The organism is Micromonospora haikouensis, assembly GCF_000876225.1.
GTDB classification, from domain to species: Bacteria; Actinomycetota; Actinomycetes; order Mycobacteriales; family Micromonosporaceae; genus Micromonospora; species Micromonospora haikouensis.
This window is the reverse complement of sequence record NZ_JXSX01000003.1, coordinates 1,395,479-1,418,878: the sequence shown is the minus strand read 5'-3', so window position 1 is coordinate 1,418,878 and position 23,400 is coordinate 1,395,479. Positions and strand designations below refer to the sequence as shown.

Below are 23,400 nucleotides of genomic sequence, written 5' to 3'. Positions count from 1 at the left end.
TCGACGGGCCCCGCCGGCGGCGGTGCCCGTCGAGCCACGACGGTCAGCCCAGCGGCAGGGACGACTCGCGCATCACCAGGCGGCCGGGGAACTGCTCCGAGGTGGGCACCGCGCCGCCGATGGCAGCGAAGAGCCGCTGGCCGGCCACCGAGCCGAGGTGCTTGAGGTTCATGTCGATGCTGGTCAGACGCGGACGGGAGTGCGCGGCGATCGCCTCCCAGTTATCGAACCCGATCACCGAGGTCGTGCCCGGCACGTCACGCCCGAGGTCGCGCAACGTCTCCAGGACGCCCCGGGCGATCTGGTCGCTGCCGCAGAAGATCCCGTCGACCTCGGGATGCCGCTCGACGACCATGCGGGCCGCGGCGCGCCCCCACGCCTCGTCCCACGACCCGAAGTACGGTCGGTCGCCCACCATGGTCAGGCCGGCGGCGGCGAGCGTGGCCGCCGCCCCCTCGGCGCGGTCCCGGGCGGCCCGGTAGACCGCGTCGCCGGTGATGTGGGCGATGTTGCGCCGGCCGCACGCCAGCAGGTGCTCGACGGCCAGCCGGCCACCGCCGACGTTGTCGACGGTGAGCGAGATGTCGGCCGGATCGGCGGAGGGATCGTAGACGTACACGACCGGCACCGGGATGTTCCCGGCCAGCGGCGGGCGGGGATCGGTGCGGGAACCCACCACGATCAGGCCGTCCACGCGCCGGGACAGCAGCGCCTGCACATGATGCTTTTCCCGGATCGCGTCGCCGCGGGCGTCGCAGAGGAAGACCGAGACCTGCCCCGCCCCGAAGGCGTCCTCCACGCCCATCAGGATGGGAATCGAGAAGCGCCCCTCCAGGTCGCTGGTCAGCAGGCCGACGGTGCCGGTGCGGCCGCTGAGCAGGCCACGGGCGAGGGCATTCGGTGCGAAGGACAGCAGCTCCGCGGCCTCCAGCACCCGTACTCTCGTGGTCGCCCGCACCTCGCCGCGCCCGTTGATGGCCTTGGACGCGGTCGCGACCGACACCCCGGCCAGTTTGGCGACGTCGGTGAGCGTGGGCGTGCGGTTGGCGGGGCCCTCCGGCTCGTTGGTCATGTGCTGCTCCCTCCCGGCGAGCGCGCGGGGGCCCACCGCCTCCCGAGCGCCGCGCACTCCCTCACGGAAGAGTAGACCGGCAAACCTTTTCGAGGATGCTTCGGTGTGGTTAATCATGGCTCAGGCCGACCGCTACCTAGCCTCTCACGTAGCCAAACACTACACCGGAACGGCCCGCCGACGGTTGCCGGCAAGGTCACCTCCGGGCTGCCAGGCCGAAAGGGTTACCGAAAGATCGCGACGTGGTGGTGGCGGCAGTTGGTCCCGCCGCCACCACCCGACCTAGTCGCAACTGGTCACGCCGTAGGGGGACCCGACCTGCGTGGTCACCGGACTGCCGTCGACCGTCCCGGTGGCCCGGACCAGCGCGGTGTCGGCCGCCACCGACGTAGCGCGGGCCTTGAACGTCTGGTAGGCGGTGGCGCCGGGGGCCACGTCGACCACCGTCCGGGAGCCGTACGGGGTGATCAACTCGATAGTGAGCGGCACCTCGTCGGCGTTGCGGGCGCTGATCGCGAGGTAGGCGCTGCCGCCGGTGCACCGGATCCGGGTCTCGACCTCGACGTTCCAGCCCGGGGCAGGCGACAGTTCCCGGTCCGCCTGCCCGGCGCGCGTGACGACGAGCGCGCGTTCCGCCTCGGTGAACACGCCCGCCACGGCGAACGCTTGGGCGATCCGGGTGACGGCCGCGACGAACTTGCTGTGGTCGGCGAAGGGCGCCTCGTCCCAGAGCAGGTCGAGGAACGTGGGGCCGTCGTCACCGGGCGACACGATGCCGGTGACCGGGACGTCGTAGTTCGGCAGGTTCTCGTCGCGCTTGCGGTTGGGCACCCCGGTGTCGATCGACCCGAACACGACCGTCGGCTCCACCCGGCGGAAGTAGGACGAGGCGGGCTGGGTGTCGGCGATGTAGTAGGGCCGCAGGCTCAGGCCCTGGACGGCGAAGAGCGGGTCCCCCGCCGCCGTGCTGCCGGCGCGGGTGATCGCCGCCCGGGTGAAGTCGCCATCCCGCTTGAGGTGGCGGTACAGGGAGAGTTGCCGGTAGTTGCCGCTGCCCGGGTTGCCGAGGATCTGCAGCAGCAGCGGCCCCCAGAAGATCGACTGGGTGTCGGGGCGGTCCAGCGCCCGCTCGATCCGGATGCTGAACGGCATGCGGATCTCCACCCGGTCCCCCGGCCGCCAACTCCGGTTCACGGTCGCGTAGCTGCCGGGTGCAGCGTCGACCTGCTGGGCCACGCCGTTGACCGCGACTGAGAAGCCCTTGCGCGCCCAGTCCGGGACACGGAGCTTCAGGACCAGCGGGCCGCTGCCGTCGACGACCAACGTACTGCGGTCCTCGCGCGGATAGGCCGTGGACTGGGTGACGACGAAGCCCTTCTCGGCCCAGTCCAGGGTCGACGACGCGTACAGGTTGACCCAGAGCGTGCCGCCGTCGGCCGACTTGAAGTAGATGGTCTCCTGGTATTTGGTGTGGTTCTCGAAACCCGTCCCGCCGCAGCAGGTACCGATGTTGCCGTAGCTTCGCACAGTTCCCGGGGTCAGGGGCTGGAAGTAGGTGACCTGGGGGTCGGCGACGCTCGTGGTATCGGCGCGCGAGCCGAGGATCTGGTTGAGCAGGCCCCGCTCGTAGTAGTCCAGGTACGCCGGGTCCTGCTCGTGCAGGAACAGGTTGCGCGCCAGCTTGAGCAGGTTGTACGTCGTGCAGGTCTCCGCGCCGCCCTGAGCGATCGAGTTGGCGATGTTGCCCCGGTTCTGGAACAGCTCGGTGTTGTTGTTGGACCCTGGGTAGTTGCCGCCGATCCCCCCGTGGGCGTACATGCGGTGCGGCACGACCATGCCGTAGAAGTTCTTGGCGGCCCGGAAGTAGTCGGCCTCACCGCTGTGCTCGTAGACGCGCAGGTAGCCGATGAACTGCGGCACGTGCGAGTTGGCGTGCAGCCGGTCGGGGCGGCGACGTCCGGGGTTGGTCTGCGGCGTGGTGACCAGAATGTCACGGTTGGCGACGCAGGCACCGAAGAGCGACTCCCGGTTGTCGAAGAGCTTGGCGGTGACGAGGTGCCGCGCGTCGCCGGTGAGCGCGTAGATCTCGGGAAACACCTCGTTGGCGCCACCGGTCTCACCGGCGATGTACAGGTCCCACATGTAGTTGAGGTTGTCCCGGGTGATCGGGCCGCCGTACGCGGGGTGGTTCCTGTCGCCGACGGTCAGGGCGAGGTGCGCCCACTCGGCCATCCGGACGACCACGTCGAGGGCCTTGCGGTTGTCGGTGTGGTAGTACGCGTCGAGCAGGCCGCGCATGATCTTGTGCTGGGTGTACCACGGGGCCCAGGTGTTGGTGTCCGCGTTACTGCCGTAGACGGCCCACCTCGGCGGCCCGAGCCGCAGCACCGCGTCCTCCGGGATCGCGCCCAGGTAGCCCGGGTGGGTGGGGATCCACATGGTGCCCGGACCGGTCTGCGACGCCACGATGCCGCCGTCACGCCGGTTGGGTGAGGAGTCGAGGATCGTGGATCCGCCCGCCTCCTCGAACCGGTACCAGGCGATCGACCCGCCGCCGGTGGTTCCGGCCGCCGAGGTCGTCAGCGACTGCACCTCCGACTGGCTGAGCGCCCGGTCGAAGATCTGGAACTCGTCGACCGTGGCGTCCAGGTACGGATCGCCGTACTGCGACCGCCCGATCCAACGGTTGCCCGGATTGCCGAGGTTGGCCGGGCTGAGCGTCATGGCCGTGTTCCGGCCGGCCTGCTGGCCGTTGACGTACAGGGTGCCGGTGTTCTGGGTCAGCGTGACGGCCAGGTGCACCCACTGGTTGGTGGGCAGCGCCGCGGTGCCGTCGATCCGCTGCTCCCCGCCGCTGCCGCCGACCGTGATCGCGAACCTCGGCACGTTGCCGGTGGTCCCGGCCCGCGGGGTCAGGAACATGTTGACCGTCGTGTTCTGCCCGAAATCGAACAGCCGGCTCCAGCTTCCCGTGCCGGCCAGGTTCACCCAGGCTGCGATGGTGAAGTCGGTGAGCTGGCTGATCGCCTCCTGGGGCAGGGTCACGTACTGCGCCCGGCTCGGGCCGTTGAGCCGAAGGCCGGTGCCGAAGCGCCCCGGCACCCGGTCGATCGCCGGCTCCTCCGGCTCCGGGCCGCCCGGGCCACCTGCGCCCATCCGGGCCGTGATCGCCGCCTGGCACGCGGCGAGCTCGTCGACCATCCAGTCGAGCTTGCTCTTGAAGATCGGCTCGCCGAGATCGGCGTACCCCTGCGCCAGGGCCGTCAGGAAGTGCCCGGCCCAGTGGCCGCTGAGCAGCCCGCCGTCCTCCCAGCCCCCGGGGACGGAGACGCCCGCCGGGTTCGGCCGCCCGGCCTGGTTGTTGAACAGCACGAGGAAGCGACGCTCGTCGAACTGCCGCAGGTAGTTCTTCATCCGGTCGCGCTTCTCCTGGAACAGGCCGCTGCCCAACGTCACGTCCCGCAGCGGGAACGGCCGCACCGGCGCGGTGCCGCCGGGACCGGGCTCGGCCGGGATCGCGGCGCTGGGGGTCGAGCCGGCCGCCCCGGTGGGGGCCACGGCCGCAGCCGCGCCGACGGGCAGCCCACCGGCGGTGGCGGCCACGGTGGCCCCGATGGCGGATGCCGCCAGCACCTGCCGGCGGCTGACGGGCAGTCGATCGAGCTCGGTCATGCAGCTTCGTCCTTCCACGATGGCACCGAGGTCGGCGCCGTTGGGGCGGTACGGGCTTCCGCCCGGTCCTCGTCGCGGGCGTCGACGAGAAGCTGGGCGATTCGCCGACGACGTCGTCGGCTGGTGAACAGGTGGGGGCCGTGTTCCCACGGCCCCCACCGGACCGTCACTCGAACAGCGACAGGGTCAACGTCGAGGTGTACGCGCCGGCCGCGACCTCCGCCGGCGTGCGCAGGAACAGGTCCGCGTCGACGGAGTACGCGTCGTTCGCCACCGCCTGAGAGTCGAAGGTCGACACCAGCAGCTCCTGGTCCACCAGGCCCACGTTGTTGCCCGGCTGGGTCGGCTCGTCGAGGACGGTCACGACCTCCTCGCCCTCGCTGACCAGACCGTCGTCGTCGCCGTCCAGCAGGCGCGGCTTCCACCCCAGGTGGGCGGCGCTGATCGGGGCCTGACCGGCGTCACCGGTGAAGTCGGTGGCGCTGCCCAGCACGGCCCAGGCCGCGCCGGCGGGCACCTCCTCGGCGGTACGGGTGTCGGTGACCGTCACCCTGGGCAGGGTGCCGACGAACTGGCGCACCAGCAGGGTCGAGCCGTCCTCGGACAGCGCGACCGAGTCCGCGGCGACCGACAGGGCCAGCACGCCCGGCTGGTCGGGCTCCTCGATCTCGACCGTCACCGTCACGTCGGCGTTGTCGCCGGGCGCGGCCACGGCGGGCGACTGCGCCATCGCTGTGACCATCAGGGCGCTCGCGGCGCCCGCCGCGACCAGCCGGGTGCGATTCCATGTGTTCATTCGATGCTCCGTGATTCTCGTGGTTGCTGAACTCGGAGAGATCAGCCGGCGCAGGTAACGCCGGCGTGTGTTGCGGTGAGGACCGTGGTCACGTCCCGCCCGTCGACGGGGCCGCTGGCGCGGACCGTCGTCGAGCCGGCCGCCACCGCGGTGGTACGGACGGCGAACGACTGGTACGCGTTCGCCTTCGGCGCCACGGCCACGAAGGACCGCTCGCCGTACGGCGACTCCAAGGCGATGTCCACCGGCTTGTCGTGGTCGTTGCGCACCTGCACGGCGACGTAAGCCTTTCCGGCGAGGCAGCGCGCCTGCGCGGTGGCCGTGACGGGCACCCGGGCCTGGACGCCCGGGTCGTCGGCGAAGACCCGCCACTCGGTTGCCCCGACCGCCGAGTAGGTGTCGCCGTTGCCGTTGGCCCGGATCGTGGCCCGCACCCGGGACGTGGTCACGGGGTCGAACGAGACCGTGTTGAAGGCGGTGGTGCTCGTGCCGTAGGCAGACGCCCCGGTCACGTCCCGCCACGCTGAGCCGGCCTCGTCCCAGTACTGCAGCACCCACCCGTCGGGCTGGGCGACGCCGTTGCCGGTGCCCTGCTCGCTGTCCCGCCAGAACTTCAGCGCCGTGCCGGTGATCCGCACCGGTCGGGCCCAGTCGTACTGGACCCACTGGCTGGCCGGACGGGTGCCCGACCAGGTGCCCCAGAGCTGCGCCTGGCCCGGGTTGGTCGGGTCGGCGTCGTCGTTGAGCGCGGCGACGCTGTTCCAGCCCGCCGTGTAGGAGGCGGTCGGCGTGGCGATCGGGCCGACGTTGCCGGTCAGCCCTCCGGACAGGTCGGCCGGAATGGTGACCGTCCTGGCGGTCTCCACGTTGCCGGCCACGTCGAGCGCCCGGTAGGACACGGTGTGCCGGCTCGCGTCGGGGGGCCCGACGGCACCCGTGTAGGTGGTCCACGCGCCGGAGTCGATGGCGTACTCGATGCGGTCGACTCCGGAGGTCGCGTCGGTCGCGGTGACCGTGACCGCCCGGGTGGTGCCGCCCACGGCCGCCGTGCTGACCGGCGTGGTGGCGTCGATGCGTACGGCGCGTACCGCCTGTGGCGAGACGTTGCCGGCGCGGTCGGTCGCGGTGGCGGTGACGGTGTGCCGGCCGTCCCCGGTGACGGTGACGTCGGCGTACCGCACGTCGGTCGCCACGACCGGCTCGCCGTCGTCGACCTTCGTCGAGATGGTCAGCCGGCCGCCCCGGTCGTCGACGCCGGCGGCCCGCACCCGCACCGCGGACCGGAACCAGTCGGCGCTGCCGGCGCTGCCGCTCGGCGTCAGGGTCAGCGTCGGCGCGGTCTCGTCACCCTCGACGTCGTCCGGGGAGACGACGGTGACCGGTGCGGAGATCCGGCCCGCCGCGTAGCCGAGCACGGTGCCCGCGACGCTGAACGTGCCGGGCGCGGCGACCTGCTGCGGCGTCACCGGGTCCCAGAAGACCGGCACCCGCAGGGTCTCCGCGCCGAACGGCACGGCGACGGTGTCGGGCAGGTCGGTCTCGCCGACCTCCACGGTCACCGCCGGCGCGGCGACCGCGGCCGGCGGCTGCGCGGCGAGGACCTTCCACTCCTCGACCGCCACGGCCGAGTAGGTGCTGCCGTTGGTCGAGGCGTCGAACACGGCACGGACCTGGGTGGTGGTGACCGGGTCGAAGGTAGTGTTCTGGAAGCCCTGCGTGCCGGTCGGGTAGCCGCTCGGGTTGGGCACGTCGGCCCACTGCCCGGTGCCGGACCTCCAATACTGGATGCGCCAGCGGGCGGGCGCGGCGACGCCCGCGCCGGTGCCCTGCGGCTGGTCGTTCCAGAACTCGATCTGCGAGCCGGAGATCCGCATCGGCTGGTCCCAGGTGTACTGCACCCACTGCTGCGGCGGGTTGTTGCCGGTCCAGGTGCCCCACATGTCCGGCGGCAGCGGGTTGGACCGGACGATCTCGTCGTTGAGCGCTTTCACCCAGTACTGGGTGGGCACCGGGTCGTTGGAGACGGTGACCCGGGCCTCCTGGGCGATGTTCGGCCGGGGGGTGAGGTCACGCCCCTTGGCCGGGGTCGGGGTGACCAGCTTGATCCGCGGCGGGGTCTGGGTGTCGTCCCATTCGACCGGGTCGATCGCCACCGACCGGCGGAAGTGCCCGCCGCCCACGGCGTCGGCCGTGTGGTAGGCGAGGTACCACGTGCCGTCGAACTCCAGGACGCCCGGGTGGCTCGTCGTGGAGGAGACCGGCCGCAGGAAGGTCCCCCGGTAGGTCCACGGCCCCTCCGGCGACGACGCCGTGCCGTAGGCGAGGCAGGCGTGGTAGTTCGCCGGGGTGCACGGCGACGTCGGGCCGGCGTTGTTGCCGGCGTACGCCAGGTAGTAGGTGCCGTTGCGCTCGAACGCCCACGCGCCCTCGAAGAAGCCGGTCAGGCCGGTGACGGTACGCGGCGTGCCGATCGGCGTCTTCATGTCCTGGCCGAACTCGAGCATCCGCAGCTGGCCGAACGAGCCCCACCAGACGTACACCCGCTGGTGGGGGGCCTCGCCGTCGATGAGGATCGTCGGGTCGATGTTGTGGATGGTGTTGGCCGTCGGCACCCGCTGGGAGATGATCGGCCCACCCGCGTGATCGGTCCACGGGCCGGTCGGGCTGTCCGAGACGGCCACGCCGATGGCGAACTTGTCGGACGCCGGGCTGTCCCGCTCGTGGATCGGGACGTACCAGTAGTAGCGGCCGTCGACGCCCCGGACGACCTGACCCGCGTACGCCCGGCCGGGGGTGGCCCAGGAGAAGACCTGCTCGGGGCGCATCAGCGACGGGAAGTGGGTCCACTGCCCCGAGGCGACGTCGGTGGTCCGCAACGCCCCCCACCCGTTCATGATGAAGTCGTTGGTGGACGGCCCGGCCTCGTCGTGGCCGGTGTAGACGTACAGCTGGTCCTTGCCGGTGTCGTTGCCGGGCGCGCCCGCCGGCACGACTACCGGGGCCGGGTCGGCCGAGTAGTAGCTGCCGTCGCCGATGATCGGGTTGACGGTGTTGGTGAAGGTGCGCGAGGGGGGCTCGGCGGCGTGAGCCGGGGCGGGGCCGGCCACGCCACCGGCGACGAGCCCGGCTACCGCCGCCGCGGCGACCGCCCGGCGGAGGCGGCCCGCCGGCCGGTGCGATGGTGGGGCGGTGCCGCGCCCCACGGTGGTGTTCACGATGTCTGTCTCCTAGCTCGGGGAGAGGGTGGTGGCGGCGCCGCTGCCGACGCCGCCACCACGGGGCGGGCTAGCCGCAGGAGAGCGCGCCGTACGGCGCGGGGATCTCGGTCGTGACGGCCTTGCCGTCGACGGTGCCGGTGACCCTCACCGTCGTGGTGCCGGCCGGCACCGACGCGGCCCGGCTGTTGAACGCCTGGAAGGCGGACTTGCCGGGGGCGACGTTCGCCATCGTGCGTGATCCGTACGGGGTGACCAGCTCGATGGTGAGCGGCACGTCGTCGGCGTTGACCGCGTTGACCGCGACGTACGCCCTGGCGCCGGTGCACTGGGTGCGCGCCTGCACCTGCACGTCCCACGTCGGGATCTGACCGGGGTCGCCCACGGTGAGGGTCAGCGTGGTCCGGGTGGTGCCGGCCTGGCTGACGTACGGGGGCAGGATCAGGTCGCCGATGACGGTGTAGCGACCGGCCTTGTCGACGATGGCCCGGTCGAAGTTCCAGCGGACCCCGACGGCCTGGTTGTCCCGGGAGCCGTCGTTGTAGGAGACCTCCACCTTCGTCGGCAGGTACGGCAGCTCGCCCACCTCGACGGACTGCGCGAAGGTCTCCGCGCCCTGGATCGAGATGCCCCCGTCGGACATCTCCGGCCGCACGTAGACGCGGGCCTCGGCGATCAGCCCGTACGCGTCGTTGGTGCCGTAGACCACGAACGGGTCCACGTTGGCCTCGGCGACCTGCGCGGGGGTGATCTCCTGCCAGTTGAAGGCGACGGTGCCCCGCGCGCCGCTGGCGTAGACCGCGTCGAGGGTGGCCGGCAGGGTCGGGATCTGGCCCACGCCGGTGCGGATGAGCACCGGCGAGCGCACCGAGTCGACGGTCTCGCCGTTGGCGCGCCAGCGCAGCACGCCGGTGCCCGCGCCGCCGCTCATCAGACCCCAGATGCGGATGCGCAGGTGGCTGGCGGTGATCGGCTCGAACGTGAGGCGGTTGTAGGTGTTGGTGGCCAGGGCGTCCGCGTATGACGACCCGGCGGCGAGCTTCACCGGCGTCCAGGTGGTGCCGTCGGTGGAGCTCTCCACGACGTACGTGGTGGCGGTGGGGCGGCGGGTGCCGCCGTTGTCGTCGTACCAGTAGATGTCGGTCGACGACAGCCGCACCGGCGCGGTCCAGCGGTACTGGATCCACGCCTCCCGCTCGGTGCTGGTGCCGTTCTGGGTCTGCCCCCAGTTGCCCCAGCCGTTGCCCGCGCCCGGGTTCGAGCTGGCGGGGGTGGTGGCCTCGTTGACCCGGGAGTGGTTCTCCCAGGACGCGGTGCCGCTGGTGCTGATCGTCGCCGAGGAGCCGAACTCGGCGCTGACCTCCCGCTTGGCGAGGTTCACCGCCACGGTGGCCGTCGACCGCTTCGCGCCGTCGTCGGCGAAGAACCGGAACACGTAGTCGCCGGCGACGGTGCCGGTGACCCGGGTGGCCAGCGCCTTGGGGTCGGCGAAGACGACGCCCGCGCCCTGCGGCGCGGAGACGGTCTCCCAGCCGAAGGTCAGCTCGCTGTCGTAGGGCACGCCGTCGTCGGCGGCCGTGCCGACCAGCCGGGTCGACAGGTTGCCGTCGGCCGAGCCGTCGCGGGTGGCGGTGACGGCGGGAGCCTGGTTGGTGACCTCCGGCACGTCCCGCCCGGAGTCGAACACCTGGATCTCGGAGATCGCGGTGAAGAACGTCGGGCTGTTGGTGAACGCGATGCGCACCTTGCTGGCGGTCACGGTGCCGAACAAGGCCTCGTTGAACTTCGCCGACGGCACGGTCGGGTTCTTGAACTGGCCGGGGACCTCCTTCCAGCCGCCGTTGCCGTCGGGCACCTGGACCCACCAGCGGGCGGGTTCGCGGTAGCCGCCGGCCTGCCGGTCGCTGACGAAGAACGCCTTGACGTTGTCGAACGACTTGGCCGATCCCAGGTCCAGCTCGACGAAGCCGGTGCGGTCGGTGGTGCCGTAGTTGCCCCAGTACGGCTCGTTGGCGGTGACACCGTCGGTGACGGCGGCCAGCGACACGGGCCGCTCGGTCTGGGCGATGGCACCGGGGGCGTAGTTCATCGAGGTGCTGCTCCAGCCGGGGGTGTGGAACTGCCGCCACGGCGTCGGCCGCACGCCCTGCTGGGTGTACGACGAGGTGACCTGGGCGCCCTTGGCCAGGTTCGGCGCGTCCTCGGTGAGGTCGACGCCGGCCGTCCTGAGGTAGTCGACGACCCGGTCGTCGGCGATCGGGGTGTCCACCGCGCTGGGCAGGTCGGCCCCGGTGGCGGCGGTGAAGGTGACGGTCACGCCGGCCGCGGCCTGGACCTGGTTGGTCTTCGGGTCGTAGGTGAGCTTGCCGATCTTGTCGGTGCTGACCTTCTTCGCGCCGTTGACGAACAGGCTGTAGCCGGCGCCCAGGCCGTACTCGCTGCCGTCGGGGTCCCAGACGATGGTGACGTCCTGGCCGTGGTAGCGAAGGTTGTTGACCATGAAGTGGCCGTAGCCGAAGTCGATGGGCCACAGCTCGATCTTGTCGTCGGAACGCGGCTGGAGGCCCGCCATGTCCTCGACGAAGATGTAGTTCATGTTGCCGAGCATCACGTGGTTCGGGTTGTTGCGGTTGTAGGTCTTGGTGGCCGGGTTCCAGTTCGAGTAGTACTCGGCCTGGTTGGGCGCCCGCAGGTCCGCGTTGGGGTAGACGCTCCACGCCATCCAGTCCAGGAGCCGCTTGGCGTACGCCGGGGTGACGTACTTCTGCTCCGGGTCGTAGTGGCGCAGGGCGGAACGGACGCCCCGGTACTGCACGGTGAAGTTGATGTTGGAGAAGTTGTTGGAGCCACCGATGCCGTAGGCGGCCCGGTCGTACTGGTCGGCGGTGTAGAACGGGAAGATCGGGAAGTTGTCGCCGTAGGTCAGGAAGCGGAACCCGTCGACGTACTTCCGCCACTGGTCGGTCGGGATGAGGTTCTCGGCGTAGATGTCGTAGAGGTTCGACTCCTTGGCCGGGATGAGGGTGCGCGCCGACTCGGGCAGCGGGTTGGGCGTGCCGTTGGCGCTGGCCGCGCTGGTGGCCCCGTGCGACGTGCCCGCCAGGAACATCCGCATGTCCGGGCTCCACAGCCGGGTCAGGATCGCGTTGCGGACCTCGTCGGCCTTGGCGCCCATCTGGTCGACCTTGGCCTGGTCCGCGCCGGAGAGCTGGTAGAGCTGCCGGGCGGCGTCGAGCGCGCCCCACACGTACGCCGACTCGGGGCGCTCGATGGTGCGCGCCCCGGGCGCGCCGGCGTTGGCCTTCGGGTAGCCGAAGGTGATCGCGTCGGCGTCGTTGCCCGGCATGTAGTTGGTGTCGTAGGCGATCAGCTTGTCGTCGTTGCCGTCGTAGTGTTCGAGCTGGCCGACGCCGTCGCCCTCGAAGTACCCGGCGAACTTGCGGGCGATCTCCCGGCCGCCGCCGTGCACGTTGTACGCCTCGAGGCCGGCCGTGCCGAGGTACTGCGAGTAGTGGTTGTTCCAGCTCGTGTGCCCCGGGCTGTCCAGGAACGCCGACGAGCCGGACAGCTCCCCGATGTTGAGGATCTGCCCGTACGGCAGGTACGGGGTGCGCAGCCACTTGGTGTCCTGCAGGTGCATCGGCTGGGTCAGCGCGACGGCGTTCTGGTAGAGGTTCGACCCCTCGACCGTCGTCGGGTACTGGTAGACGTGGCCGGACGCGTTGGCGTCGAGGGTGTTGTAGCGCTCGCCCCACCACCGGTAGACGATGGCCTTCTCCAGCGCCGGGTCGGGCACGTCGATGTAGGGGATGTCCTGCGCCCAGCGGCGGTGGAACTCGGTGATGCCGGTGCGCACGGCGGTGGCCGGCGGCAGCTCGGCGTACTCGCGGAAGCTCTGCACGGTCGCGGGCAGCGTGGGCGAGGAGACCGCGCCGACCACCGACAGCGACACCGAGCCGCCGGCGGGCACGGTGACCTCCCGGTCCAGGTTGGTGCCGGTACGGGTGAATCCGGCGCCGGTGAGGTCGACGCGGATCGTGTCCCAGGGGGTGTCGACGAGGCCGTTGTTGGCGCCGCTGGTGATGGTGCGGGTGCCGGTGAGCGTGGCGTCGCCCGTACCGGCCTGGGTGGCCAGCGGCGAGGCGGCGCGGACGGTGAGGTTGGCCGCCGAGCCGCCGGGGTTGGTGAGGGTGACCGCGGTGACCGCGACGTTGTCGTACGTGATGAACTTGGTCAGGTCGGCGGTGACGCCGGTGGTGCCGATCGTGTAGTGGCTGCGGGCGTGGCTCGGCGCGTTGAACCGGTTCGCGTTGACCTCGGTGACGGTCTGCCCGGGCACGGTGACGGTGTAGAGGTTGCCGAGGTTGTTCGGGCCGCCGACGAACGCGCTGCCGGCGAAGCCCATGACGGTGAAGTTGTTGTTGCTCGCGCCCCGCAGGTACAGGGAGCGGCCCCGGGTCATCAGCACCGCCGAGCCCAGCGTCCCGCTCACGCCGAGGACGCGGTCGAGGTAGTAGTCGGTCCCGCCGGCGGCGAGGTCCTTCTCGAAGATCGACTGGTGCATGCTCGCCGCGGTGAACGGCACCCCGGGCTTGAGCTGGTTGGCGACGTCGCCGACGTTGGCGTAGACCGGGTCGCCGATCTCCATGGCGTGGCTCTGGCCGTCGGTGTAGACGCCGACGTCCCCCTCGTTGCCGGGCAGGACCGGGCCGGCGGCCCGGGCCGGGGACGGTACGGCGACCGTCCCCACGACCAGCGCGGCCAGGGCGGCCCACAGGGGCCCCCTCCGCACGCGTCCAGGGGTCATGTCGTCTCCTCAGTGTCGTTGTTAGCGTTAACACCCCGTGAGTTCTCGGCCGACCCCGAAGCCTCGGGGCCGGTAGGGAGCCAGACGCGCATCGTGGAGGGGCCCCGGTTGGCCCAGGCGTGGTACTCCACCAGCGCCACCTCGTCGAGCAGCTCGTCGACGGCCGACACCGCCTCGGCCGCGTCGCCGCGGTAGGGCCACCCGGGCTCCGGCGGACGGATTCGCACGCAGCGCACCGTGACCCGGCCGTCGACGAGGCGCGGCGGCCGGGCGGTGTCGACCCGGAGTTCGTCGACGCTGGCGACGCCCGGCACGTCCACCGACTCCAGGGCGTACACCAGCGGGCCACGCTCCACGGCGACGCAGCCCCGGACCGCGTCGATGCGGGTGTCCGGGTAGCTGAACCGGGGCGTCATCGGCAGGGACAGCACGACCTCGTCGCCGCGCCGCCACGCCCGGTGCTCGGTGACGTAGCCCGGGCCGACCGGTCGGGTCCGCCCGTCGACGGTCAGCGTCGCCCCGGCGGTGGCCCACCCCGGCACCCGCAGCGACAGCGACCACGGCAGGTCGGCGTCGCGGTCGACGCACACCCGGATCTGACCGTCGTGGGGGTACCCGGTCTCGACACGCACGCCGACGTCCCGCCCGTCGGCGAGCCGGTGGGTGACCGTGCCGGGCAGGTACTGGTGCAGGTGCAGGCCCGCGTCGTCGGCGGTGGCGACGTACGCCGTCAGGCTGGCCAGGGTGCGGGCGACGTTGGTCGGGCAGCAGGAGACCTCGAACCAGGGCGCCCGCAGCGAGGCCGCCGCCCGCAGGCTGGGCCGGTCGGGGTCGGGCCGGGTGCCCAGCTCACGGCGGTGCAGGGTGTTCGTGTAGAAGAAGCTGCGCCCGTCCGCCGCCGGGGAGGTCGACACCACGTTGAACAGCGTCCGCTCGATGAGGTCGGCGTAGCGGGGGTCGCCCTCGGCCAGCAGCAGCCGCCACGCGAGCATCACCGAGCCGATCCCCGCGCAGGTCTCCGAGTACGCCCGGTCCGGCGGCAGCGCCCAGTCCTCGCCGAACGCCTCGTCCTGGTGCCGGGAGCCCTGCCCGCCGGTGACGTAGGTGCGGCGGGACACCGTGGTCTCCCACTGGCGGCACACCGCCTCCAGCAGGCTGGCGTCCTTCAGCTCGACGGCGACGTCGACCGCGCCGGCGGCGAGGTAGTTCGCCCGCACCGCGTGGCCCCGTAGGGCCGTCGCCTGCCGGACCGGCAGGTCGTCCTGGTAGTACTCCCGGCCGAACTCCACGTCACGCAGCCGGCCGTGGCCGCGGCGGTCGACGAAGAGGGCCGCCTGGTTGAGGTACCGCTCCTCGCCGGTGGTCCGGGCGAGTTCCACCAGCGCCACCTCGATCTCCGGGTGGCCGCAGACGCCGTCGACGCCGTCCGGCCCGAACGTCTCGCACACGAGATCGGCGACACGGCGGGCGGCTGCGACCAGTCCGTCGTCCGTGTCGGGCCGGGTGCGGGCGCGGGCCACCGCGGCCTGGATCAGGTGACCGGCGCAGTAGAGCTCGTGGCCCCACTCCAGATCCGACCAGCGGGGTGCCTGCCCTGGCCGGCCGAAGTTGGTGTTGAGGTACCCGTCGGGCTCCTGCGCCGCCACCACCCGGCGCACCAGGGCACGGAACCTCGACTCCAGGTCGGCGTCACCGGTGCGGCCGATCTCCCAGGCCATCGCCTCCAGGAGCTTGTAGACCTCCGAGTCGGAGAACTCGCGGCCCCGGCGCTGCGCGGACACGTCCCCCCGGACGGCGAGGTCGAAGTTGCGGATCCACCCCTCCCGGTCGAGCCAGTGCTCGATGTGCGCGAAGGTCGCAGCCGCGTTGATCGACTGACGCTCGGCCCAGAAGCCGCCCGTGACCCGCACTGCGTCCAGGCCGAGTGGCCGCAGCCGGCCCCGGGCCGGCAGGACGGGTGCGGCCGTGGGTGCGGTCCCGCTCATGTTCATCCCTTCAGCGCGCCGGACATGAAGCCGCGCACGTAGTGTCGTTGGAGCAGCAGGAACAGCAGGACGCACGGCAGGGCGAGCACCACGACACCCGCCTCGGTCGCCCCGTAGTCGACGACGCCCTGGACCTGGCCACGCAGGTTGGACACCGCGAGCGGAAGGGTCATGCGGTCGGTGTCGTTGATGAGGATCAGCGGTGCCATGAAGTCGTTCCAGGCGTTGAGGAACGCGAACAGCCCGACGGTGATCAGGCCCGGCTTCACCGCCGGCAACAGCACCCGCCACAGCGCGGCGAACGACGAGCATCCGTCGACCAGCGCGGCCTCGTCGAGTTCGCGCGGCACCGCCTCGAAGGAGATCCGCATCAGGAAGGTGGAGAACGGCAGCTGGAACATCGTGAGCACCAGGGCCACCCCGACCAGGGAGTTCTGCAGCCCGACCTCGTTGAGCAGGACGTACAGCGGGATCAGCAGCGTCGCGTACGGCACCATGAGGATGGCGAGCGTGACCAGGAACAGCAGGTTCCGGCCCGGGAAGCGGAACCGCGCGAACGCGTAGCCGCCCAGGAAGGAGGTGAGCAGCGTCAGGGCGACCGTGAGCAGCGAGACGAACGCCGAGTTCGCCACGTAGCGCCAGACGCCGGCCTGGTAGTTGGCCAGGGTCTCGTAGTTGCCCAGTCCCCAGCCCTCCACCTGGTTCGTGCCGGGGTGCGGGGAGACGGAGGCGACCGCCGTCCAGAGCAGCGGAGCGAGGAAGATCAGCCCGAGCGCGCCCGTGAACACCCAGTACGGCGTGCGCAGCGCGATGCCCGCGATGGTCGTGCCGGACGGCCGCCGCGTCGGGGCGGCGGGTGCCGGCGGCGCCGGGTCGACGGTCGGATCGGTGGTCGGCTGGCTGGTGCTGGATACGGAGACCATCGGCTCAGTTCTCCCCGGACCGGAATGCGCGCAGTTGCAACGCATTGATGCAAACGAGGGCCGCCAGGACGATGACGGAGATGGCGGCCGCCACTCCGAGGTCGTTCTGCCCCTGGAAAGCCACCATGTAGATGAGCTGGACGACGGTGATCGTGCTGTTGTCCGGGCCGCCCTTGGTCAGGATGTAGAACTGCTCGAAGGCGAGCAGGGAGCCGGTCACGCAGAGCACCGTGGTCAGCGCCAGCGTCGGACGCAGCAACGGCAGGGTGACCTTCCGGAAGGTCTGCCACCGGCTCGCACCGTCCGTGCGGGCAGCCTCGTACACCTCTGCCGGGATGCCCTGCAGGCCGACCAGCATGAGCACCATGTAGAAGCCGGCATACCGCCACACGATGAGAAAGGTCGTCGAGAGCAACGCCGAGGTCGGGCTGTCGAGGAAGCTCAGGCCCAGTCGTTCCATCACCGGCGACAGCGGGCTGGCGTACGGCGAGTAGAACACGTAGAACAGCAGCGACGCCGAGGCCAGGCCGAGGGCGCTGGGGATCAGGAACGAGGCCCGCAGCAGGTTGTTCCACCGGCTCGACTCCTGCACGAGCAGGGCGAGCCCCAACGCGAGCGCCAGCAGCAGCACGGTCGCGAGCGCCGTGTACTTGAGAGTGAACAGCACCGAGTCGGCGAAGAAGCGGTGCTCGACCGCCTTGACGAAGTTGTCGGGGGCGTTGACGCCCTGGTCGCCGGCCAGCAGCGGCCACTTCGACAGCGACATCCTGAAGACCAGCAGCAGTGGCACGGCGAACAGCGCGATCACGAACACCGCTGTCGGTGTCGCGTAGAGCCAGCCGAGCAGGGCTTCACGTCCGCGGGGACGGGCGCGGCCCCGCCTCGCCGCGCGGGACGGGCGAGACGGTGCGGTGACGCTCATGGGAACGGACCTTCCGTTGAGGGGTGGGCAGGCGTCGACGGATCCGGGGCGGGTTCGGCCGCGGGCGTACCCCGGCCTTGCGGAGCCGTCGGCGTACGCCCGCGGGAAACCACTACTGCTTGAGCACGGCGGTGATCTCGCCGTTGTCCTTCTGCACGTCACCGCTGCCGTTGAGCACCTGGTTGCGCACGAGGGTCAGCCAGGGGCTGTTCGCCGCGTTGAACGCCTGCTGGAAGTTGAGGGCGACGGGGGTGTCGCCCTTGCCGGCCACCTCGTTGATGGTGACCAGCCGCGGGTCCTCGGCGGCGTACTTGTTCTTCGCGAGGTCGTCGCGCGACACCACGTCCTTGTTCTTCGCGAGCACCTCGACCTGGGCGTCCTCGGACATCATCCAGTTCAGGAAGTTCCAGGCCTGGGCGGCCTTCTTCGAATCCTTGGACACCCCGAGCCCGTCGCCGCCGACGAAGGTGGAGGCGCCGCCGTTGGGGCCGGGGATGCCGGCGACGCCGACGTCGAACTTGGTCGACGAGAGCAGCGTCGCCGGGTAGAACATCAGGCCGATCTTGCCCTCGGTGAACGCCGCGGTCCAGGTCGGGCCGGTCTCGCCCGCCGAGGCGGGCAGCACGGCACCGGACTTCCACAGCTCACGCCAGGTGCCGTAGACCTTCTGGGCGGTGTCGTCGGCGAGCTTGGCCTCGGTGCCGTCCTCGCTGAGCACCTCACCGCCGCCGGCCCAGATGGAGGGGAACCAGGTGAAGACCAGGCATCCGCCGCAGTTGAGGCCGGCCGCAGTGCCGTAGACGTCCTTCTTGCCGAGGGCCTGGACCGCCTTGGCCGCCGCGGCGTACTCATCGAGCGTGGCCGGGGCCTTCTCCGGGTCCAGGCCGGCGTCGCGGAACAACTGCTTGTTCCAGAACAGCATCGACAGGTCCAGCACGAAGGGCAGGACGTGCTTCCTACCGTCCACCGTGCCAGCCGCGAGGTGGCCCTTGTTGATCGAGTCCTTGAACCCGAGGCCGTCGATGTTCGCGCTGATGTCCTGGAACAGCCCCTGCTTGACCCAGTTCGGCACGTACACGATGTCCGCGGCGAAGAGATCCGGCAGGCCGCCCGAACCGGCGGCCGCGCCGACCTTCGCGACATAGTCGTCGTTGGGGACCACGGTCAGCTTGACCTTGTTCTTGTGGCTGGCGTTGTACGCCTCGACGAGCAGCTTCGCCTGCCGCTCCAGCGGGGCGCGGGTCCACATGGTGAGCTCGCTGCCGTCGTCGAGGCCGTTCGGTCCGGCCTGCGCGGCGGTGGTGCCGCCCGGCTCGTCGCCGCCGCACGCGGCCACGCCGACGGTCAGCGTCGCCACGAGGACTCCGGCCAACGCACGTAGGGCGACGCGTCTGCCCAGGATTCTCCTCATTATGTCTCCTCGATGGGTTCGGTCGGACCGCTCGGGTGCTGTCGACGCCCACGTATCCGGGCTGCGGCGTCGGCATACGCCGGGCCGCTGAACTGGGTGGAGGGTCGTCAGGGCGTCGATCCGTTGACCGCTCGGCAGGGGGTCGGGTTCACTCGTTGACGTCGTGGTGCGCGCCCCCTCGGCGCGGTACCGGGTGCGTCCCGTTGCCGTCGTCCGCCGGCTGGGGCGCGGCCCGTGCCGCACGTCGCTACCGCCGAGGTGGCGCCTGTCCCGTTCTGCGGATAGCGTGTCGCACGAAAACGATTTCGGCAAGATGCCGGACGGAGGAAACCCGATCATTCTTCGGCGGAGCCCTCGCGCCTGCCCGTACCCAGTCTGGCCAGCATGGCTGCTGCGGAGAGTCGACGAGCGGGCAGCAACGACAGGACTGAAAAGCTTGCGAAAGCCTTTCGGTCACCGGGCAGCGCCCGACGGCGGGGCCCGTCCGACGGCGGCACCCGGGCGAAAGAACGAAGGACGTGGCCTGCGGAAGATCCGCCGGCCACGTCCTCACGGTCGCGGGGTCAGGAGAAGAAGCTGCCGTAGGGGCCGTTCAGGATGGCGCTCTTCTGGGCCTGGGTGAAGTGGGTGTTCGGGTAGTTGTAGAACGACCCGGACATCGGCGTGCCGTCCGTGCTGGTGGAGTCCGGCAGCCCGAGCCCGTGGCCGATCTCGTGGACCATGCCGCCGTACCAGCGGTTCATCGGGCCGTTGATGCCCGCCGCGCCGTCGGCGTCGTGGCCGCTGAGGACCACCCAGCCGGTGCTGGCGCCGCCGCCGGACTGACCGGGCTCCTCGGCGCTGATCTCACCCACGTTGAGCCACCGGTTGTCCGGGTTGCGGATGCCGAACCTGCGCATCAGCTCCTGGTGCATGTTGCCCACCACGCACCAGTAGCGGTCGCCGCCGGGCGTGCAGTTGGTGTTGATGTACCAGTTGGAGTCGTGCTCACCGGTGACCACCTCGACTACCGGGTTGTTCAGGGTGAACGTCTTGCCCAACTCCTGCTTGTAGTAGCGCTGGGCCTCCCGCACGACGTTCGCGATGCCGTCGGGGTAGCGCTGGTCGTAGGGGACGTCCGTGGGCCTGAGCCAGAAGACCCGGACCGTGCCGGCCGGGGGCGTGGCCGGCGGGGCGGTGGGACCAGGCGTCACGGTGGGCGTGGGGTTCGGCGTCGGCGGCTTCACGGTCGGGGTCGGCGTCGGGCCCACGCCCCCGGTGCACGCGGTGTTGTTGAGCGTGAAGCTGGTCGGCACCGGGTTCGCGCCGGTCCATGAACCGTTGAAGCCGAACGAGGTGGTGGCGCCCGTGGCCAGCGAGGCGTTGTGGCTCACACTGACCGCCGTCACGGCGGCGCCGCTCTGGGTGACCGTGGCGTTCCACGCCTGGGTGACCGCCTGCCCGGAGGCGAACGACCAGCGCAGGGTCCAGCCGTCGACCGGATCGCCGAGATTGGTGACCGTCACGTTGGCACCGAAGCCGCCCTGCCACTGCGAACTGATCGTGTACGACACTCTGCAGCCGGCGGCGGCGGCGCTGGCCGGCGCGGTGCCGACCGCCGCGGCCACGGCCGCGGTGGCCACCATCGCGACAGCCAAGCCGCCGCGGAATCGTTGATGACGCATCGTTGTCCTTTCCGAGCTCTGGCCAGGGGGACGCTGCGGCCGGTCGCCGCAACCGCAGCTGTCGGTACGGACACCCTCACATTTCATCGACAGCCATCGATATTGAAGGGTGGAGGGCACCCGCTCGACAGCTGCGGGCATGTCGCCCACAATGCCTCACGAAAAGGTTTTCGGCAAGCCGCAACCGGGTGGCCCGTCATGCGTCTGTCACTCACACAGGTTGCTGCTACGGCCCACCCTCGCCCGCCGCGGCGACCAGGCGCAGCACCGTTTGCCGGACCGAGTCCTGCCCAGCCTCACCCGGCAACCGACTGCCCGGCCCGCCACAGCGGTGGACCCCCGGGCCCGACCGTCTGCTACATCGCGGGTCGGCCCTGCACAGCCTCACATTCGGGATCTCAGCACGTCGACCTCACAGCCCGGCGCGAAGGGGTCGAAGCCGTGCTCGATCAGCCAACGCACTGCCAGCAGGCTTCGCAACGACCACCATGCGTGGATCACGTCGAGGTCGACGTCGGTGCCGTAGCCGGCGATGACGTCGTCGAGGTGCTCCTCGTGTCCGAGCGTGAAGGTGGCGAGGTCGTACAGGGCGTCGCCCTGGCCCGCCTCGGACCAGTCGATGATGCCGGTGACCTCGTCGCCGTCGACGAAGACGTGTGCGATCTGCAGGTCGCCGTGCGTGAACGCCGGGGTCCACGGCCGGAACGCGGCCTCGGCGACCTGGCGGTTGCGGGTGACCAGGTCAGCGGCAAGGACACCGCTCGTCACGAGCAACTCGCACTCGTCGTCGAGTTCCGCCGCCAGCGCGACGACGCTCCGGCCGGCCCGGCCCGGCAGGGGCGGCAGGGGTGCCTGGTGCAGCTTTCGGATGGTGGCGCCCGCCGCGGCCCACGCCGCTGGCGACCCGGTCGACGGACCGCCGAGGCGCCCGAGCGTCGTCCCCGGGAGCGCGGCGACCGCGAGCACGGGCGGCTTGCGCCACAGGACCGCCGGGGTCGGGACGGGCGCGAGGGACATCGCCTCGACCTCGACGTCGATGCGTGCCTGATCGGCGTCGACCTTCAGGAACACGTCACCGACGCGCAGGGTCGCACGCTCGGAATGGGCGACGACGACTTCGACCTCATCCATGGGCGACCAGTATCCCGCGGATGCTCGCCGACGTCGTCTCCGGCGTGGGTTTGCCCGAACGCACGAACGGAGTCGTCGACCACCCCGGCCACCAGGTCGGCGGCGCTGTCGGGTGCGTCGGCCACGCAACTCTGCCCGCCGCGTGGTGTCACTGGCCGCGTTCCGACGCGTGGGTAGCCTGGACCTCACCCATGTGCGAGGCAGGACGGAAGTCAGGATGACCGCCACCATCCGGATCGGTGAACTCGCCGCCCGTACCGGAGTCAGCGTGCGATCCCTGCGCTACTACGAGGAGCAGGGGCTGCTCACCAGCCTGCGCAGTCCGCGCGGTCACCGCCGCTACCTCGAGGGCCAGGTCGAGCGGATCCGCTTGATCCAGCGGCTGTTCTCGGCGGGCCTGAGTAGTCGGACCATCGTCGACCTCCTGCCCTGCGTCGAGTCTCCGAGTGCGGACACCTCCGAGGCGGCCCTGGAGCGCATGGGGCAGGAGCGTGACCGCCTCGATCAGCACATCGATGAACTGGTCAGGACCCGAGCGGTGCTGGACGATCTGATCGCCGCGAATCTGGCGCACCGTGGGGAGATCGCGAGCGCGTGAGCCGGATGTGAGTCGGGTCACGCGCTCTTGTTTCTGACACCGGTGTCAGTAATTAGCGTCGGCGGTCGACATCCAGTGAGGGAGTACGACAATGAGCCGCGCTTTTGGATACCGCGCCTTCGGCGGCCCGGAGGTCCAGTTCCACTTCGACCGGCCCGATCCGCAGCCCGGTGTCGGGGAGGTCCTCATCAGGGTCCGGACCGCGGGAGTAGCGCGCCTCGATCCCCTTCTCCGGTCCGGACATGTCCGGGCGCTGAACGGACACCTACCGTTCCCGCAGGTGATGGGCATGGAGGCCGCCGGGGACGTGCTCGCGACCGGTGCCGACGTCACCGACCTCGTGGTGGGCGACGCGGTGTTCGGGTTCGCGCTCAGCGGCGCCGGCACGTACGCCGAGACGACGGTCCTGCCGGCGGCGAACGCGGCTCGTAAGCCGGAGACCCTGCCCTACGAGTGGGCGGCGACCATACCGGTGTCCGGCACGACCGCCCTCGACGCACTCGACTGGCTCGACCTGCCGGAGGGCGCGACGCTGCTGGTCAACGGCGTCGGGGGAAGCACCGGCCAGATCACCGCGCAGCTCGCGCGTGCGCGGGGTCTGACGGTGATCGGGACCGGCAGCGACAGCAAGCGTGCCGGGGCCGAGGCTCTCGGCGTGACCTTCGTCAGCTACACCGCCGGTGACGTCCCCGGACAGGTACGGCAGCTCGCCCCGTCCGGTGTCGATGGCCTGATCGACCTCGTCGGCGGCGACGCGCTGCGGTCGGTCGCCGCGCTGGCGACGGACCCCAGGCAGCTGTTGTCGGCCGCCGACGACACCGTGCGCGAACTGGGCGGCGAGTTCCTGCCCCGCCGCCTCGACCGGGCATCGCTGGAGACCGTCGCCGCGCTGATGGTGGACGGCACCGTCGACCCGCACATCACGCGCGTGTTCGCCTTCGAACAGAGCGCGGAGGCGGTAGCGGCCGTGGAGACCGGTCACACCGCCGGAAAGCTGGTCCTCACCGTCTCCGCCTCACCCCAGCCGGCACGGTAGCTTCGGGCGTCGCCTCTCACCGCCTACGGCGGTGTCTTCGTCGCCGGGTCACTCGCCTGGGCGATGCTCATCGGAGGGTTCCGGCCCGAACGCCACTACCTCGTCGGCGCGGCGATCCACCCGATCGGGGCGGCCGTGATCAGCACACCTGACCATGACGGGCCGGAA

Annotated in this window: 13 protein-coding genes and 1 pseudogene; 3 read left to right on the top strand and 11 right to left on the bottom strand. The window is 71.0% G+C overall.

Annotated elements, in window-relative coordinates:
• Positions 1 to 43 precede the first annotated feature (43 nt).
• The 11 genes from TK50_RS27405 to TK50_RS27355 all read right to left on the bottom strand — a co-directional run bounded on the left by TK50_RS27405 (position 44) and on the right by TK50_RS27355 (position 21,598).
• Positions 44 to 1,072 (bottom strand): LacI family DNA-binding transcriptional regulator, encoded by a 1,029-nt coding sequence (locus tag TK50_RS27405; RefSeq protein ID WP_043968282.1) that lies wholly within the window; start codon positions 1,070 to 1,072, stop codon positions 44 to 46.
• Between the two features lie 282 nt (positions 1,073 to 1,354).
• On the bottom strand, positions 1,355 to 4,744 hold the full coding sequence (locus tag TK50_RS27400; RefSeq protein WP_043968279.1) for a beta-L-arabinofuranosidase domain-containing protein: 3,390 nt from the start codon (positions 4,742 to 4,744) through the stop codon (positions 1,355 to 1,357).
• 166 nt (positions 4,745 to 4,910) lie between these two features.
• The gene (locus TK50_RS27395; RefSeq protein ID WP_043968278.1) at positions 4,911 to 5,540 is read right to left on the bottom strand and encodes a hypothetical protein; all 630 of its coding nucleotides are present in this window, start codon (positions 5,538 to 5,540) and stop codon (positions 4,911 to 4,913) included.
• Positions 5,541 to 5,581: 41 nt separating this feature from the next.
• Positions 5,582 to 8,755, bottom strand: a complete 3,174-nt coding sequence (locus TK50_RS27390; RefSeq protein WP_241774129.1) for an OmpL47-type beta-barrel domain-containing protein — start codon at positions 8,753 to 8,755, stop codon at positions 5,582 to 5,584.
• 70 nt (positions 8,756 to 8,825) lie between these two features.
• The gene (locus TK50_RS27385) at positions 8,826 to 13,562 is read right to left on the bottom strand and encodes an Ig-like domain-containing protein (protein WP_241774128.1); all 4,737 of its coding nucleotides are present in this window, start codon (positions 13,560 to 13,562) and stop codon (positions 8,826 to 8,828) included.
• On the bottom strand, positions 13,559 to 15,547 hold the full coding sequence (locus TK50_RS27380) for a glycoside hydrolase family 127 protein (RefSeq protein WP_043968277.1): 1,989 nt from the start codon (positions 15,545 to 15,547) through the stop codon (positions 13,559 to 13,561). Before TK50_RS27380 ends, TK50_RS27385 begins: the two co-directional genes overlap by 4 nt.
• A 2-nt stretch (positions 15,548 to 15,549) precedes the next feature.
• Positions 15,550 to 16,470, bottom strand: coding sequence for a carbohydrate ABC transporter permease (locus tag TK50_RS27375; RefSeq protein WP_082106680.1), 921 nt, complete (start codon positions 16,468 to 16,470; stop codon positions 15,550 to 15,552).
• Positions 16,471 to 16,474: 4 nt separating this feature from the next.
• Positions 16,475 to 17,392 (bottom strand): carbohydrate ABC transporter permease, encoded by a 918-nt coding sequence (locus tag TK50_RS27370; RefSeq protein WP_043968274.1) that lies wholly within the window; start codon positions 17,390 to 17,392, stop codon positions 16,475 to 16,477.
• A 112-nt stretch (positions 17,393 to 17,504) separates the two neighbouring features.
• A complete protein-coding gene (locus tag TK50_RS27365) occupies positions 17,505 to 18,803 on the bottom strand; it encodes an ABC transporter substrate-binding protein (RefSeq protein ID WP_043968272.1) in 1,299 nt (432 codons plus the stop codon).
• 563 nt (positions 18,804 to 19,366) lie between these two features.
• Entirely contained in the window at positions 19,367 to 20,428 is a 1,062-nt protein-coding gene (locus TK50_RS35640; RefSeq protein ID WP_338390914.1) for a cellulose binding domain-containing protein, read from the bottom strand.
• A gap of 423 nt (positions 20,429 to 20,851) precedes the next feature.
• On the bottom strand, positions 20,852 to 21,598 hold the full coding sequence (locus tag TK50_RS27355) for a phosphotransferase family protein (protein ID WP_043968268.1): 747 nt from the start codon (positions 21,596 to 21,598) through the stop codon (positions 20,852 to 20,854).
• 229 nt (positions 21,599 to 21,827) lie between these two features.
• On the opposite strand from TK50_RS27355, the gene TK50_RS27350 reads away from it, so the two are divergent.
• The 3 genes and pseudogenes from TK50_RS27350 to TK50_RS33255 form a co-directional block, all read left to right on the top strand.
• On the top strand, positions 21,828 to 22,196 hold the full coding sequence (locus tag TK50_RS27350; protein ID WP_043969452.1) for a MerR family transcriptional regulator: 369 nt from the start codon (positions 21,828 to 21,830) through the stop codon (positions 22,194 to 22,196).
• A gap of 91 nt (positions 22,197 to 22,287) precedes the next feature.
• Entirely contained in the window at positions 22,288 to 23,232 is a 945-nt protein-coding gene (locus tag TK50_RS27345) for an NADP-dependent oxidoreductase (RefSeq protein ID WP_043968266.1), read from the top strand.
• Positions 23,233 to 23,247: 15 nt separating this feature from the next.
• Positions 23,248 to 23,373, top strand: a pseudogene (locus tag TK50_RS33255) (YnfA family protein); the annotation flags it as partial.
• Between the last annotated feature and the right edge of the window lie 27 nt (positions 23,374 to 23,400).